A 13,815-nucleotide genomic window follows, 5' to 3' on the forward strand; every position below is an offset into this window, starting at 1 on the left:
AGTGTAGCCGTCTAGCACGCGCGACGCACGCGCGGGACATCAAGCGCTATGCCAACGACATGCATGGCGCCAAGCGGCGTCCCAACACGCAAAGCGCGCGTCTGCGACACGCGTTCGCGACGCAGGCCCTACCCCAGCGCGGCCACGATCTCCTCGCCGCGTGCATCGTGCGCGACGAGGCGAATCTCGCGGCGAGGCTCCTCGCCCGGCGCCGCGCCTTCCTCGTCACGCGTTACGAACACGTCAAGGCGCTCGTCGCCCAATTCGTCAGAGAATTGCTCGCCCCACTCGATGACGCAGACGCCATCGCCGCCAAGCACGTCCCACACGCCAGCGTCGCCGAGCTCCTCGGCATCATGCAGACGATAGAGGTCGAAGTGGTAGAGCGGCATGCGTTCGCCCTCGTGCACGGCCTCGAGGGCGAACGTCGGACTCGTGACCTCGTCCTCGACGCCCATGGCGACAGCAATGCCCTTCGTGAGCTGCGTCTTGCCGGCACCGAGGTCTCCCGTGAGCACCAGGACGTCGCCCGGTTCGAGCACGGCTCCCAGGCGTCTGCCCAGCTCGAACGTCTCCTCGGGGCTCGTGCTCTCGAAACATCCGTTCATCGCGCCGCCTCCTCCGGAAGACCCGCGCCTGCGGGCGCCTTCTTGCCGGCAGCGTCCGCGACCGGCCTCACGTTGTGGGCGGTCGCCGCAGCAGCCGTGACCTCTCCGCGCGGATTGGCGGCAAGCCAAGCACCCACGCGTGCGAGGTCTTCCTCGAGCAGGGGCTGCCAATCGGAGTGGTAGATGCATGCGGCCGGGTGGAACGTGGGTGCCACGACGAAGTGACCCTGCTGGTAGAGCTTGCCGCGCAGCTGCGTCACGCCGCGATCGGTCTTGAGAACCCACTGCGAGGCAAAGTTGCCCAAGCAGACAATGACGTCAGGCCAGACGGAACGAATCTGCTCACGCAGGAAGGGCGAGCACGCCTCAATCTCGTCCGGCTTGGGGTTGCGGTTTCCGGGCGGGCGGCACTTCACGACGTTGGCGATGTATATCTCCTCACGCGTGAGACCTGCGATGGAAAGGAGGGAATCCAGCTTCTTACCGGCGGCGCCCACGAAGGGCTCGCCCTTGAGGTCCTCGTTCTTGCCCGGACCCTCGCCCACGAACATCACGCGAGCATGGTGGTCTCCGGTTCCAAAGACAAGGTGAGAGCGTGTCTGCCCGAGCTCGCAGCGCTTGCAGTCGCCGAGCAGGTTCTCGATCTCCTCGAGCATGACCTCGCCAGGCTTCTGGTTGACGTGGCCGGGGATCTTCATGACGGACACGAGGAAAACCTCCTAGATGTAAACCTTCTCGAGGCGGGCGCCGAAGTTACACGTGACCTCATAGTTGATGGTTCCGCGCAGGTCAGCGATCTCCTCGGCGGTGATGCGCTCGTCGCCGTCCGCGCCCATGACGGTCACGAGGTCACCGTAGTGGACCTCGTCCATCGGGCGAGCGGCGCGAGTCGTGTTGACGTCTACGGCGAACATGCACTGGTCCATGCAGATGTTTCCCACCTGTGGGCAACGGGTGCCGTGGACCAGGACGTCCATCTTGCCGGAAAGCGAACGCGCGAGACCGTCCGCATAGCCAATCGGAAAGGTCGCGATCTGAACGTTCTGCCTGGCGACGGAGTAGGTCTGGCCATAACCCACGCCAGAGCCTACCGGCGGATACACGACGCGCGTCACGCGGGCGCGCACACTCATGACCGGGTCGAGGGAGATGTGAGGGCGCGTGGACTCCGCAGGCTGCATGCCGTAAAGGCCAACGCCCACGCGACACATGTCGAGGTGGGTCTCCGGATGGAGCACCGTAGCCGGCGTGTTGTCGCAGTGCACAAGGCCGCAGTCAACGCCAGCGGCGCGCATCTCGGCGACGGCCTCGGTAAAGCGGCGATACTGCAGGCCGAAGGTCCAGTCATTGGGGACATCCGCCGTGGCAAAGTGCGTGAAGGTGCCCGCACACGAAAGCCCGCGGTGGAAATCGATGCTGTGGCGGAATTCGAGGGCGTCCTTCCAGCCCACACCGATGCGAGTCATACCCGTCTCGATGGCGAGATGGTACTTGCCCACCTTGTCGAATGCCGCGGCGCACTCCCCATAGGCAAGGGCGAACTCGGGCGTGTAGACGCTCGGCATGATGTCGTTCTCGATAAGGGTCTGGACGCACTCCATCGGAGGCTCGGAGAGGATGAGGATGGGCCAGGTGACGCCTGCGCGGCGGAGCTCGAGCCCCTCCTCCACCGTGGCGACGGCGAACTGGTCCGCGCCGGCGGCATGCATGACCTTCACGCATTCGACGGCACCGTGTCCATAGGCATCCGCCTTGACGACGGCCATCATGCGCACGCCCGGCTCGAGCTTCTCCTTGAACGCACGCGTATTGCGACGCAGCGCGCCCTTGTCAATCTCGACCCAGGACCAACGCGTGTCCGGACACCTATGCTGAACCATGGGTATGCGCCTCCGTGTCGCCGGCAGGGCCGGCCCTCGACCACCGACATCGCCGGCGGTGCACTGTCTTACTGTTCTTCGCCCTCCGCCTCAGGGGCGATGTCCGCGCCGCTAAAGGCCGCACGGTCCTCGACCGCGTCGAGCGCGACCCCAACGGAGTCGATTATATCCGCCGCCATGACACCCCTCGAACCGAAACGCTCCTGGGCGATAGACGCGGCGCAGCCATGGACCTCGCAGGCGAGGGCCGTGAGCGTGGGTAGGTTCTCCGTCTCGACGCCACGGGAGAGCAGGCCCGCCGTGATGCCGGCAAGCACATCGCCCGAGCCTGCGGTCGCGAGGCAAGCGGGGCCTGGCTTGGGCAGCAGGGCCACCTCGACGCCCACGCAAGCCGTGGCGGTGCCCTTGGCAACAACCACGATCTCGCTGCCGCCATCTGCCCAGACCACACGACGCGCCGCGTCAAGGGCCGAGGTAAGGGTGTCAGGAGAGGCGTCGCCGGTAAGGCCCACGAGCCTACCCAGTTCGCGACGGTGCGGGGTGAGGACGAGAGGGGCGCTGCGACGCAGGAGCTCGGGGAACTCGTCCAGGGCGTTGTTCGTGAGGCGCGCGATGCTGTTGAGACCGTCCGCGTCGACGACGAGCGGCGTCTTGCCCTCGAGCAGCGTGGAGACGACACCCACGGTACCGCCCGTCACGCACATGCCAGGGCCCACGAGCACGGCCGAGCGACGCGCGGCGAGCTCCGCCACCTGGGCGCGCGCGGCATTGGAGAAGGTGCCGTCCGCATCCGCCGGAAGGCCCACGACGGGAATCTCCAGCAGGTGCGTGCGCGCGAGGTTCGCAACGGGCTCCGGCACGGCGAGTGTCACGTAGCCGGCGCCGGCACGCGCGGCGGCCTTGGCAGCCATGATCGCAGCGCCCGGGAAGCGCGTCGAGCCGCCAACCACGAGGACGCTACCGCGCGTGTACTTATCCACCACGCACGTGGGGGGCTGCAGAACGTCGACGTAATCCGCCGTCTCGCAGCGCCAGGCCACGGGATCCGCCTCGTACACGAGCTTGGCTGTCTGCTCCGCGAGCGGAGCCACCACGATGGAGCCGCAGACGTCGCGGCCATCGTCAGAGAGAAGACCGGGCTTCAGGGCGAGCATCGTGATCGTAACGTCCGCCACCACCACGGCCCCCGGGGCACGGCCGGTCTGCGCGGAAAGGCCGCTCGGAACGTCGACGGAGACCACGCGGGCTCCGGAGGAATTCAGCGCGTCAATCCAAATGGAGAGCGGGGCGACGGGAGCGTCATGGAAACCCGTGCCGAGCATGGCGTCAAGCACGACGTCAGCCGCACCGAGCAGCTGGTCGAGCTCGTCGCGAGAGGGACCCACCAGATACTTCACGCCAGACTCGATGGCGGCGCGGGCCACCATGGGAGCGAGGTCACCATGGAGGTTCTCGGGCTCGCAAGGCGTCACCACGCGAACGTCAACGCCCGACGCCTTGAGGTCCTCGGCGGCAACCCAGCCGTCTCCGCCGTTGTTGCCAAAGCCCGCAAGGACGACGACGCGCGAGACGTCGCCCAGGTGCATAACCTCCTGAGCCGCCGCGCCACCGGCGCGATGCATGAGCTCGGAGATGCTCACTCCCGCATCGGAGAGGCGCCTCTCGACCGCGCGGATATCCTCGATATTAAGAACCGGCTGCATACCCGATCACCTTCCGTTATCGACACGCTCGAGCTCATCGATAATCGAGCGTGCCTCCTTGAACGACTCCGCCAGCTCGCGGCGGGGATCGCGTGCATCGTCAACCTTGGGGGCCGTCTCCGCCGTCGTGGCGACAGCGTTCGCAACTGCCATCTCGCGAGTAAACGACAGCGAAATGGCGACTGACAGGACGCCGCGCTCTTGGGCAACCTCAGCCGCGCGGCCCTTGAGGACCGCCTGGGGCCTGCCCGTGGCATCCCTCGAGACGCTCACGTCATCAAAGCGCACGCCCTTGCCAAAGCCGCAGCCCAGCGCCTTGAGAACCGCCTCGCGGGCGGCAAAGCGGCACGCGTAATGCGCCGCCGGACGCGTGCTGTGCTCGCAGTACTCGCGCTCCTCGTCCGTGAACACGCGGAGAGCAAAACGCGGGGTACGCGACAAGATCTTCTCCATGCGCGAGATCTCGACGATATCGACGCCAACTCCTGCCAGTGCCATGAGCCTCCCAGCCTCTCGGTATCCCATCTAGTCTAGCGCGAGAAGACCGCTTCGAGGAGGAGTCTCACAAGGAGCGGACTAGGATGACAACAAAAAAGGGAGGGGCAGCGTGCCCCTCCCTCGACATAGTTAACGCGCGCAGTCGGTGTCCACGCGAGGCCTGTTCCTTTCGACCAAGACCGCAAGGTCTTGCGAGTCGCAGCTCGTCGCAGCCCACGCCGTCAGACGCCAGGCCGCCGCCGGGCGCCAGTTGCCAGGTCTCCGCCCTACTCCACGGTAACGGACTTGGCGAGGTTCCTCGGCTGGTCGACGTCGCAGCCACGCAGAATCGCGACTTCGCGAGCCAGGAGCTGCAGCGGCACCGTAGCCGTGATGGCGCTGAAGGCGTCGCGCACCTTGGGGACCCAGATGATATGGTCGGCGATCTTGCCAATCTCCTCGTCCCCCTCGGTCGCAATCGCGATGATCATGGCGCCGCGGGCCTCGCACTCCTTGAGGTTGGAGACGGTCTTGTCGTACGTCGGGCTCTTGGTGGTCACGGCGATGACCGGGAAGCCGGGGTCGATCAGGGCGATGGGGCCATGCTTCATCTCGCCGGCAGCGTAGGCCTCGGCGTGCAGGTAGCTGACCTCCTTGAGCTTGAGCGCGCCCTCGTAGGAAATGGCGGCACCCATGCCACGGCCAACGAACAGCGCAGACTGCGCGTCCTTGCATGCGAGCGCCGCCTCGCGAATGGCAGCGCCCTGGGTGTCGAGGATGTGCTGGATCTGCTCGGCGGTATCGCCCAGCTCGCGGAAGAGCATGCGGCACTGCTTGGTGGTGAGACGGTACTTCACCTGACCCAGAAGCATCGCCAGAAGCGTGAGGCTCACGACCTGGCCGATGAAGCTCTTGGTCGAAGCGACGGCGATCTCCTTGTTCGCCTTGGTGTAGATGACGCCATCACTCTCGCGAGCCACCGGGCTGCCGACGACGTTCGTGATGCCGAAGACCTTGGCGCCCTTGATGCGCGCGTCGCGGATGGCAGCGAGGGTGTCAGCCGTCTCGCCTGACTGCGACACGGCAACGACCAGCGTGGAGGGCGTGATGATCGGATCGCGATAGCGGAACTCGCTCGCGGCCTCGACCTCGGTGGGAATGCGCGCCCAGGACTCGATGAGGTTCTTGGCGATGAGGCCGGCGTGGTAAGAGGTGCCGCAGGCGATGACATAGACGCGGTCGACGTCATTCAGCTCCTCGAGGGAAAGCCCAAGCTCATCGATGTCGATGCCGCCAGCGGCGCTCAGACGCCCGACAAGCGTGTCGCGAACGACGCGCGGCTGCTCGTGAATTTCCTTAAGCATGAAGTCCGGATAGCCCGCCTTCTCTGCCATGTCGATGTCCCAGTCGATGTGGGTGACCTCAGGCTCGATCGCGGCGCCCGTCTCGTCGGTAAAGGAGATTCCCTCCGGGGTGAGCTTCGCGAACTGGCCATCCTCGAGAACGACGACGTCGCGAGTCGCATCGATGAGGGCGATCACGTCAGAGGCCACGTAAGAGCCGGTTTCGCCGCGACCGATAACGATGGGCGAATCCTTACGGGCGACGGCAACCACGCCAGGCTCGTCGGCACAGACAGCGGCAAGGCCGTAGGCACCCACGACATGCGTGCAGGCCTCTCGGACGGCGGCCATGAGATCGCCGGTCTTCGTGTAGCCCTCCTCGATGAGGTGGGCGAACACCTCGGTGTCCGTCTCGGACTTGAAGACGTGGCCACGGGAGATAAGTTCCTCGCGGAGCTCCGCAAAGTTTTCGATGATGCCGTTGTGGACGATCGCGATGCGGCCGTCGCAGCTCGTGTGGGGATGGGCATTGGCGACAGAGGGCTTGCCGTGGGTCGCCCAACGCGTGTGGCCAATGCCACAAGTCGACTCCTCGTCCATGTGGTCAAGTTCGGACTCGAGGCCCGCGACCTTACCCACGCGACGGATCACGTCAAGGCGGGTCTCGGCGCCGTCGCCCAACTCAAGCGCCACGCCCGCAGAATCATAGCCGCGGTACTCGAGACGCTTCAGGCCATTGATGAGAATGTTCTTTACGGCTTCAGAGCCGGTATAGCCTACGATTCCACACATTTCGTTCTCCCTCCGTTGTGTCGCGCTCCGATTTGGCGCGATGAGGCGCACCCTCGAAGACCTCGCAACGTGGTGACAAACCTACGGGGAAATAGCCTAGCGGCTGATTTTTCGTCCGGAGGTTTCGTTTGCGAAAAAGTAGCAGTGGAATTTAGGGGAACTGGATAATCGCAGGTAAAATTTAATCGCTTGATATATCAACCACGGAATATTTACAGTGGCGTATCGGGGGTTCGGCGCCAGCAAGCGATGCCTTCGCTGCAGGCGAACGCCACCTGAGCAGACATCGCAGGCGAACGCCGCGTGGAACGCCGGTCCGTCTCTCGTTAAAAAAAGGCCCGCCAGCCGAATGGCTGACGGGTCTGACAAGCAAATATGCCTGAGACTTAGCGCTTCGAGAACTGCGGGCGCTTACGGGCCTTCTTGAGACCCGGCTTCTTGCGCTCGACGGCACGAGCGTCGCGGGTGAGGAAGCCAGCCTTCTTCAGGTCAGCGCGGTAGTCGCCGGCCTCGAGGAGGGCACGGGCGATGCCCAGACGAAGGGCGCCGGACTGACCGGAGATGCCGCCGCCGTCGCACAGGGCGATGACGTCGAAGTGCTCAGCGGTGTCCGTCACCTTGAAAGGAGCGCAGGCGTCGTCGACGAGCTGCTGACGGCCAAAGTAATTAAGGGCGTCGCGGCCGTTGACGGTGACCTTGCCGGTGCCGGGAACGAGACGGACGCGGGCGACAGCCTCCTTGCGGCGGCCGGTGCCAGTGTAGACAGCGGTGTTGTCAGCCATCGGTTAGGCCCTCCAATCAATCTGAACGGGGTTCTGAGCGGCGTGCGGGTGCTCCGGGCCAGCGTAGACCTTAAGCTTGGTGAACTGCTTGCGACCAAGCGAGGACTTGGGGAGCATGCCCTTGATCGCGTGCTCGATGACGCGCTCGGGGTGCTTCTCCATGGCCTCCGTGAAGCTCTCGAACTTCATGCCGCCCAGCCAACCGCTGTAGCGCCAATAGCGCTTGCTGTCGGCCTTAACGCCGGTAAGCTGGACCTTATCAGCGTTGATGATGACGACGAAATCACCCGTGTCGGTGTGCGGGGTGTACTGCGGCTTGTTCTTGCCGCGAAGGATCATGGCAGCCTTCGTGGCGAGACGGCCGAGCGTGGCACCCTCAGCATCGATGAGGACCCAATTGCGGGTGACCTCTCCGGGCTTGGCGTACTGAGTCGACTTCATTTGACTCCTCCGTGTGCTTACGTGTTGCTTTGTACTTATGCGAGGTTACGGGGCTCTGCAAAAGTAGCTTTCAAATTGTAGCGCGCAGTCAGAGAAGTTCAAGGAAAACGCACGAGTTTTCGTAAATATGTGTGGGAATTGCGGCCGGGTTCATCCTCGGTGCCAATCAGGGCTCAAAATCCCGTCGCATCAGCCCTCAAGACGCGTCTGACACCTACACGCCGAGGGCCCGTACCACGTCAAGCGCCTCGGTTGCCTGTCGGCGTCCATCAAGGTAGAGACGCAGCAGGCCCTCGCCATCCGAGCCCGAAGTGCTCCCAACGGTCACCGGCTCGCTCGGGGCGATGACGGCAATCTTCTCCTCGCGCTCAAGACGCCAGATGCGCTCGCGCTGCTCGTTATAGCGTCCCGCTCGCGTGCGAAGCGCCTCGAGGTAGTAGGGAAAGTCGGCATAGCGGCGGTCAGCTAGTGCCTGGAGCTCGTAGCCGCCCTTCTTCTTGTAGGCGCGGTCCTGCGTAAGCACAACGACCGCCGCACGGGCGCCCTCCTCAAGGGCTCGCTCCACAGGAACGGAATCCGTCGTGCCGCCGTCAAGGTAGCGCCCGCCCTCGGTCTCGACGATACGCGAGATGACGGGTAGCGACGCGGACGCGCGAATCTTCTCGATGTCCTCCGGTAGGCTCTTGACCTCAAGGTACTTCGGCGTGCCAAAGACGACATCCGACACGACAACCATGTAGCGGCTTCGACGCGCGGCGAACGCCTCGTAATCGAACGGATCGATCTCGTCCTGAATCTTGTGATAGAGGAAATCCGCCCCCGCGATATCGCCCGTCGTGGCAAGCGACTTGAATCCCATAAAACGCGAATCGTCACGGAAGGCCAGCGTCTCGCGCATGTAACGCCCCTGCTGACGAGAAAGATAGCTCGCGGCATTGATGGCACCCGCGGAAACGCCCCACACGGTATCAAAGCCATAGACGCCCTGCTCCATCAGCACGTCAAGCACGCCGGCGGTAAAGATGCCTCGCATGCCGCCTCCCTCAAGCACGAGGTCGACGCCCGTGGAGGGAGCTCCCATCGCGTTCGCGCCCGCTCCTGACGCATTCTTATCTCCCCTGCCGAACAAGCTAAACGCCATGATGCCTCCCTTGATGGCGCCGCGAGCGCCCGAGTATCCATTGGTTTTGGTTATACCCGTTCGCCTTACATAATCTCGGCCATGCGACGACAAGCTCCGCAAAACATCACCGCCGAGAAGGGCGCGCCGCGGAAGGCGCGCGAACGTGGGCCGCTCCGCGACGGCGGATGGCGCGGGCACAGGCAGCCACGCGACGGCGGGCGCAAGCCGCCGTGCCGCCTCGCCACCGCTCCGCCTCGCCACCGCTCCGCCTCGCCACCGCGCGGCATGAAAAAGCCCCGCCCGCAAATCGCGGACGGGGCGCAACAGACATGGTGGAGGCGCGGAGGATCGAACTCCGGTCCAGAACAGTCCCCTGGCAGGTGTCTCCAAGCTCAGTCACCGATTAAGTCTCGGATGCGTCACACTCCGTGACCCGCGCTCTGCATCCCAGTTGGTTCAATCTTATCGAGCGGCATACCAACGACGTCCGCACGAGCATCTCCCTAAAATGACGTCTCCGCGGGAGCAGGAGAAACCCCCACTTCGACGGCCGCTAATTAATTAAGCAGCGAGGGCGTAAGAGCCCTGGAAAGAGTTGTCGTCAATTCAATTTGACGGTACCCCTGTTTAACGTGGCGAGGAGACCACGGCTTGCTGCCCACCTCAGGACCACCCTGTCGAAACCAGTCGCCCCCACGGGTGTGGACGGGGACTCGGCACGGGTCTTGCCCGGCCGCTGGCCACCATGCGAGTTGACAAAGAACAAGTGGCGCCGGAGCGCCAAGGCAAGCGCACCACGGACGCAGCACCCAAGTGCCGTACGAGGCGCACCGCCATACGCGACCCAAGAAGTCGCGTGGAGTGATTCTACCCAGAACTAGGCGAGCGCGTCCACCATCTCGACGAGGTCGCCAAAGGTCTCAGGAATCTCCTCGCCGTCGAACTCGATGCCAAACTCGTCCTCGCAGGACATGATCGCCTCGGCGATAGCCAGGCTGTCAAGTCCAAGGTCGGTAAGCTTGGTATCGGACGTGACCTCAACGTCCTCGAGGCCGTCCTGCTCCTTAACGATCTTGACGATGCGGTCAAACGTGGACTCTTCGGCCATGGTGGCCCCCTTCTCGCCTGGGCCCGCGGGCCCCTGGTTGACGCGCCTAACTATACCCATGAGCGCCGCCTGCGCACGCGGCAATCACCAAATGGCAGAAGACGCCCGATGACGTCGCACGAGGCGGCGTCAGCGCTAGCGGTTGCGCTCCTTTAGCGTGCGCGCGATCTCACGGTCGACGTCGCGCTTCGCCATGTCCGCACGCTTGTCGTAGAGCTTCTTGCCTCGAGCGAGGCCGATCACGAGCTTAACGCGATTGTGCTCGTCAAAGTACATCTCGAGCGGCACGAGCGCCATGCCCTTGGTGCGAAGCTTGCCGTCAAGGTAGTCGATCTGCTTGCGGTGGAGCAGGAGCTTTCGCTTGCGGTCCGAATCGACGTTGAAGATCGAGCCGTGGCTGAAGGGGTGGATGTGCACGCCATGCAGCCAGCACTCGCCGTTGCGGATAAGGCAGAACGAGTCCGTGATCTGGCACGCGCGCTCGCGCAAGCTCCTCACCTCGGTGCCCTTAAGCACGAGGCCCGCCTCGAAGGTCTCCTCGATCGCGTACTCATGGCGCGCCGACTTGTTGCGAGCGATGCTCTTACGCTCGCGCTTCTTAGGCATAGGCATTATAGTCACTCCCATAACCGGCAACGTCAGTGTCGCGAATCATCTCGAGGAGCGACTTCACCGCGGGAGCCCCCACAAGGTCGCGCGCGCGAACGGTGAGGTTCGTCGCAAGGCTGCGATCTCGCTGCGAGGCGGCCTCCATCGCACACGAGAGCAGGCAAATCACCACGTCGATGTTCGCACCAGCAGGCAGGCCCTGCTCGGCAAGAACGCCCTCGGCCTGGTCATCCGTGAGGAGATCCGGGTCAGACTGGGTGCCCTTCACACGCGAGAGAAGGCCGCCGAGGACGTCGTCTTGCCAGTCGAGCCTGCGGGCGCAGCGCAGGCACGCGGCCGCGGCGGCATCCGCGCCGGTGTCCTGGAAGTGCCTGGCGAAGTTGCAGTAGGCTCGCACGAGGTGGCGCACGTCACTCGCACGCTCGAAAACCGAGTAGGTCAGGCCCAGGTACTCGTCAAGGTCGCCGTTGGTGCGATAGAGCTCGGCGAGGTCAAGGCGATAGGCGCAGTCGACGGGATTCCAGCGCACTGCCTGGCGGAGGGCCTCCGTCGCGCCGGCGTAGTCGCCCTCGCTCACAAGAACGAAAGCGAGATCGGCATAGAGCCGGTCGAGCGGCTCACCCACGTCATGCAGCTCGCGCGGATCCCCCTCGATGCGGCGATAGCAGAGGCGCTCGAACGGTGTGGGAAAGCTGAACCACTGCTCGTCCTCGCTCGCAACGCAATTGCGGTCCGCGTACTCCTCCGCATCGTCAGCAAGGCGTTCTAGCAGCTCGACCGCGAGTTCGCCCTCGCCGGCCGCAATCAGGCCCTCCGCAGCCTCGAGCTCTTCCGTCAGGTTAGTGCGTTCGCTCATTTCGTTTCCTTTCGCGCCGCGCCCGAAGCCCGGCAGAGAGAGCCCGCGCCGGCGTTTCCGCCTTTCGCGAGCGCAAAGTCTATCTGGCCCTTCTCGGGCGTGCACCCGGAGACCGTGACGGCGACGCGCTGGCCCAAGCGCCAGCTCCTGCCAGACGCCTTTCCGGTGAGGCACATCCTACCCTCATCGTAGGCGAACCATTCCTCGCCAAGAGCGCGAACGGGCAGAAGGCCTTCCGCAAACGTCTCGTCAAGACGGACGAAGAGCCCGTAGCTGGCGACACCCGTCACGACGCCCGAGTAGCTCTCGCCCACGTGACCGGCCATAAGCTCGGCCATCTTGACCTTCTGGCTCTCGCGCGCGGCGGCGTCCGCAACTCTCTCGCGGTCAGAGCAGGTGCGGCAGAGCTGGGGCATGAGGGTAGTGGCGGACTTGCGCGCGCGCCTATCGAGGCCCGCGTCTCCACCGTGCCCCATAAGTGCCTTAAGCGCACGATGCACCGTCACGTCAGGATAGCGCCTGATAGGAGAAGTGAAGTGGCAGTACGCCTTAGCCCCCAGCGCGTAGTGGCCATCATTTCTAGGGAGGTAGATGGCACGCTTCTGCGCGCGCAGGAGCAGCGCGTTCGCAGGCGCCTCGGCCGGCGTTCCCTCCGACCGGTCGATCAACGCCTGAATGACGAACGGGTCTCCCGAGACAAGCTTCTCGGCTTCGCCCGCGCGAAGCAACTCGAGCTCACGCAAGACGGGCACCGTCGCCATGAGCGGGTCCTGGGACGGCTGCTCATGGACGCGGAAAGCGCAGGGCAGCTCCTCATGGCCCGCGAGCATGTCCGCAACAACCTCGTTAGCCACGAGCATGGCCTCCTCGACGAGCGAGGTGGCTCGCGTCCGCGCGCGCACGGAGACTCCCGTCGGGCGACCTTCGTTGTCGAGCTCCACCTTCGCCTCGACGCTATCGAAGTCGATTGAGCCACGCTTGCGGCGAACTTCGCGGCGCTTCGCCGCGACCTCGTCAAGAGCGCGGAGCACATCTGCCACGGCATTCGCCGGGACGCCCTCCTCGCACGCGAGGGCACTCGCATCCGCACGTCCCTCGAGCACGTCATCGACCTCGCCGTAGCTAAAGCGCGCCTTCGAGTGAATCGCCGAGCAACACGCGTGGGACGAGCGAATCCTGCCCACGGCGTCGAGGTCGGCAAAGACACTCATGGCGAGGCGGTCTCGACCAGGCATGAGCGAGCAAACGTCGTCGCAGAGGCGCTCGGGGAGCATGGGAAGCACGCGATCAACGAGATAGGTCGAGCAGGTACGGGCGCGAGCCTCCAGGTCGATGGAATCGCCCCAACGCACGTAGTGCGAGACGTCGGCGATGTGGACGCCCAGACGGTAGCCGCCGCCGGCAAGCCTCTCGCAAGAAACGGCGTCATCGAAATCGCGCGCCGTAACCGGGTCAATCGTGACGCAAAGCAAGTCACGCAAGTCCTCGCGCCAAGGCTGCGCGGCGAGCACCTCGGCCGCGTCCTCATGAATCCCCTCCGCCTGCTTCAGCGCGGACTCGCCAAAGTGCACCGCGAGGCCGTTGCTCGCGACGATGCGCTCGATAGGAAGGTCAAGGCCGTCAGGCCTACCAACGCGGCGCTCGAGCGTAACCACGCCAGCCTCATAACGAGCGGGATACGTGAGGATGCGCGCCTCGACCACATCGCCCTCGGCAACGCCCAGGGCCTCGGCGCTCTTATCGTCCGGCAAGACAAAGAAGTCGCGACGGATGCGCTCGTCGAGCGGCACCACGGCACCCAGCGGCCCCGCGACCTCGAAGGTTCCCACGAAACGCTCGCAAGCGCGATGGAGCACCCCCTGGACCACGGCCTGAGGGTCACCCGGGCCACGACGCACGAGCACGACGGTAGCCTCGTCACCGTCCATTCCTTCGCGAAGGCCGCCGCGAGCCACGAGGAAGGTGCCCTCGGCAGTCTCGACCGTGGCTGATCCGGGACGCGCGACGTGAAGCGTTCCCGCTAACGCCGCATGCCGGCCCCGCGTGGGACCGGCATGCTTCGCAAACGACTTTTTATGACGCTTGTGGGCCAT

General features: G+C 64.7%; 13 protein-coding genes and 1 other RNA gene. All 14 read right to left on the reverse strand.

The genetic code is table 11. The annotated features are described in order from the left end of the window. Nucleotides 1-128: 128 nt before the first annotated feature. On the reverse strand, nt 129-608 hold the full coding sequence (gene tsaE / locus ABCN07_RS05655; RefSeq protein WP_343005779.1) for a tRNA (adenosine(37)-N6)-threonylcarbamoyltransferase complex ATPase subunit type 1 TsaE: 480 nt from the start codon (nt 606-608) through the stop codon (nt 129-131). Further along, nucleotides 605-1,315, reverse strand: a complete 711-nt coding sequence (locus ABCN07_RS05660; protein WP_343005780.1) for a uracil-DNA glycosylase — start codon at nt 1,313-1,315, stop codon at nt 605-607. Before ABCN07_RS05660 ends, tsaE begins: the two co-directional genes overlap by 4 nt. A gap of 12 nt (nt 1,316-1,327) precedes the next feature. After that, nucleotides 1,328-2,488, reverse strand: a complete 1,161-nt coding sequence (gene alr, locus ABCN07_RS05665) for an alanine racemase (RefSeq protein ID WP_293815288.1) — start codon at nt 2,486-2,488, stop codon at nt 1,328-1,330. Between the two features lie 68 nt (nt 2,489-2,556). Beyond that, nucleotides 2,557-4,191: an NAD(P)H-hydrate dehydratase gene (locus ABCN07_RS05670; RefSeq protein WP_343005781.1), complete on the reverse strand. Its 1,635-nt coding sequence runs from the start codon at nt 4,189-4,191 to the stop codon at nt 2,557-2,559. A gap of 6 nt (nt 4,192-4,197) precedes the next feature. After that, entirely contained in the window at nt 4,198-4,689 is a 492-nt protein-coding gene (acpS, locus tag ABCN07_RS05675) for a holo-ACP synthase (protein ID WP_343005782.1), read from the reverse strand. Nucleotides 4,690-4,955: 266 nt separating this feature from the next. Beyond that, nucleotides 4,956-6,803, reverse strand: a complete 1,848-nt coding sequence (gene glmS / locus ABCN07_RS05680) for a glutamine--fructose-6-phosphate transaminase (isomerizing) (protein ID WP_343005783.1) — start codon at nt 6,801-6,803, stop codon at nt 4,956-4,958. Between the two features lie 386 nt (nt 6,804-7,189). Further along, entirely contained in the window at nt 7,190-7,585 is a 396-nt protein-coding gene (gene rpsI, locus ABCN07_RS05685; RefSeq protein ID WP_293815297.1) for a 30S ribosomal protein S9, read from the reverse strand. A 3-nt stretch (nt 7,586-7,588) separates the two neighbouring features. Further along, entirely contained in the window at nt 7,589-8,026 is a 438-nt protein-coding gene (rplM, locus tag ABCN07_RS05690) for a 50S ribosomal protein L13 (protein WP_293836881.1), read from the reverse strand. Nucleotides 8,027-8,240: 214 nt separating this feature from the next. Continuing rightward, on the reverse strand, nt 8,241-9,167 hold the full coding sequence (locus ABCN07_RS05695) for a patatin family protein (protein ID WP_343005784.1): 927 nt from the start codon (nt 9,165-9,167) through the stop codon (nt 8,241-8,243). Nucleotides 9,168-9,479: 312 nt separating this feature from the next. Further along, nucleotides 9,480-9,844, reverse strand: a transfer-messenger RNA (tmRNA) gene (ssrA, locus tag ABCN07_RS05700). Between the two features lie 182 nt (nt 9,845-10,026). Continuing rightward, nucleotides 10,027-10,257 carry a phosphopantetheine-binding protein gene (locus tag ABCN07_RS05705; protein WP_343005785.1) on the reverse strand — a complete coding sequence of 77 codons (231 nt, stop codon included), beginning with the start codon at nt 10,255-10,257 and terminating at the stop codon, nt 10,027-10,029. 135 nt (nt 10,258-10,392) lie between these two features. Further along, nucleotides 10,393-10,863 (reverse strand): SsrA-binding protein SmpB, encoded by a 471-nt coding sequence (smpB, locus tag ABCN07_RS05710; protein ID WP_293815347.1) that lies wholly within the window; start codon nt 10,861-10,863, stop codon nt 10,393-10,395. Further along, entirely contained in the window at nt 10,856-11,722 is an 867-nt protein-coding gene (locus ABCN07_RS05715) for a hypothetical protein (RefSeq protein ID WP_343005786.1), read from the reverse strand. The genes smpB and ABCN07_RS05715 overlap by 8 nt, the downstream gene beginning before the upstream one ends. Beyond that, entirely contained in the window at nt 11,719-13,815 is a 2,097-nt protein-coding gene (locus tag ABCN07_RS05720) for a VacB/RNase II family 3'-5' exoribonuclease (protein WP_343005787.1), read from the reverse strand. Before ABCN07_RS05720 ends, ABCN07_RS05715 begins: the two co-directional genes overlap by 4 nt.

This window comes from Collinsella sp. 1033st1_E11_1033SCRN_220408, from assembly GCF_039062465.1.
In the GTDB taxonomy this organism is placed as follows: Bacteria; Actinomycetota; Coriobacteriia; order Coriobacteriales; family Atopobiaceae; genus Parolsenella.

Coding starts and splice junctions, on each gene's coding strand:
- tsaE (WP_343005779.1), bottom strand. CDS start 608: ATGAACGGATGTTTCGAGAGCACGAGCCCCGAGGAGACGTTCGAGCTG.
- alr (WP_293815288.1), bottom strand. CDS start 2,488: ATGGTTCAGCATAGGTGTCCGGACACGCGTTGGTCCTGGGTCGAGATT.
- ABCN07_RS05670 (WP_343005781.1), bottom strand. CDS start 4,191: ATGCAGCCGGTTCTTAATATCGAGGATATCCGCGCGGTCGAGAGGCGC.
- acpS (WP_343005782.1), bottom strand. CDS start 4,689: ATGGCACTGGCAGGAGTTGGCGTCGATATCGTCGAGATCTCGCGCATG.
- glmS (WP_343005783.1), bottom strand. CDS start 6,803: ATGTGTGGAATCGTAGGCTATACCGGCTCTGAAGCCGTAAAGAACATT.
- rpsI (WP_293815297.1), bottom strand. CDS start 7,585: ATGGCTGACAACACCGCTGTCTACACTGGCACCGGCCGCCGCAAGGAG.
- rplM (WP_293836881.1), bottom strand. CDS start 8,026: ATGAAGTCGACTCAGTACGCCAAGCCCGGAGAGGTCACCCGCAATTGG.
- ABCN07_RS05695 (WP_343005784.1), bottom strand. CDS start 9,167: ATGGCGTTTAGCTTGTTCGGCAGGGGAGATAAGAATGCGTCAGGAGCG.
- ABCN07_RS05705 (WP_343005785.1), bottom strand. CDS start 10,257: ATGGCCGAAGAGTCCACGTTTGACCGCATCGTCAAGATCGTTAAGGAG.
- smpB (WP_293815347.1), bottom strand. CDS start 10,863: ATGCCTAAGAAGCGCGAGCGTAAGAGCATCGCTCGCAACAAGTCGGCG.
- ABCN07_RS05715 (WP_343005786.1), bottom strand. CDS start 11,722: ATGAGCGAACGCACTAACCTGACGGAAGAGCTCGAGGCTGCGGAGGGC.
- ABCN07_RS05720 (WP_343005787.1), bottom strand. CDS start 13,815: ATGGCCCACAAGCGTCATAAAAAGTCGTTTGCGAAGCATGCCGGTCCC.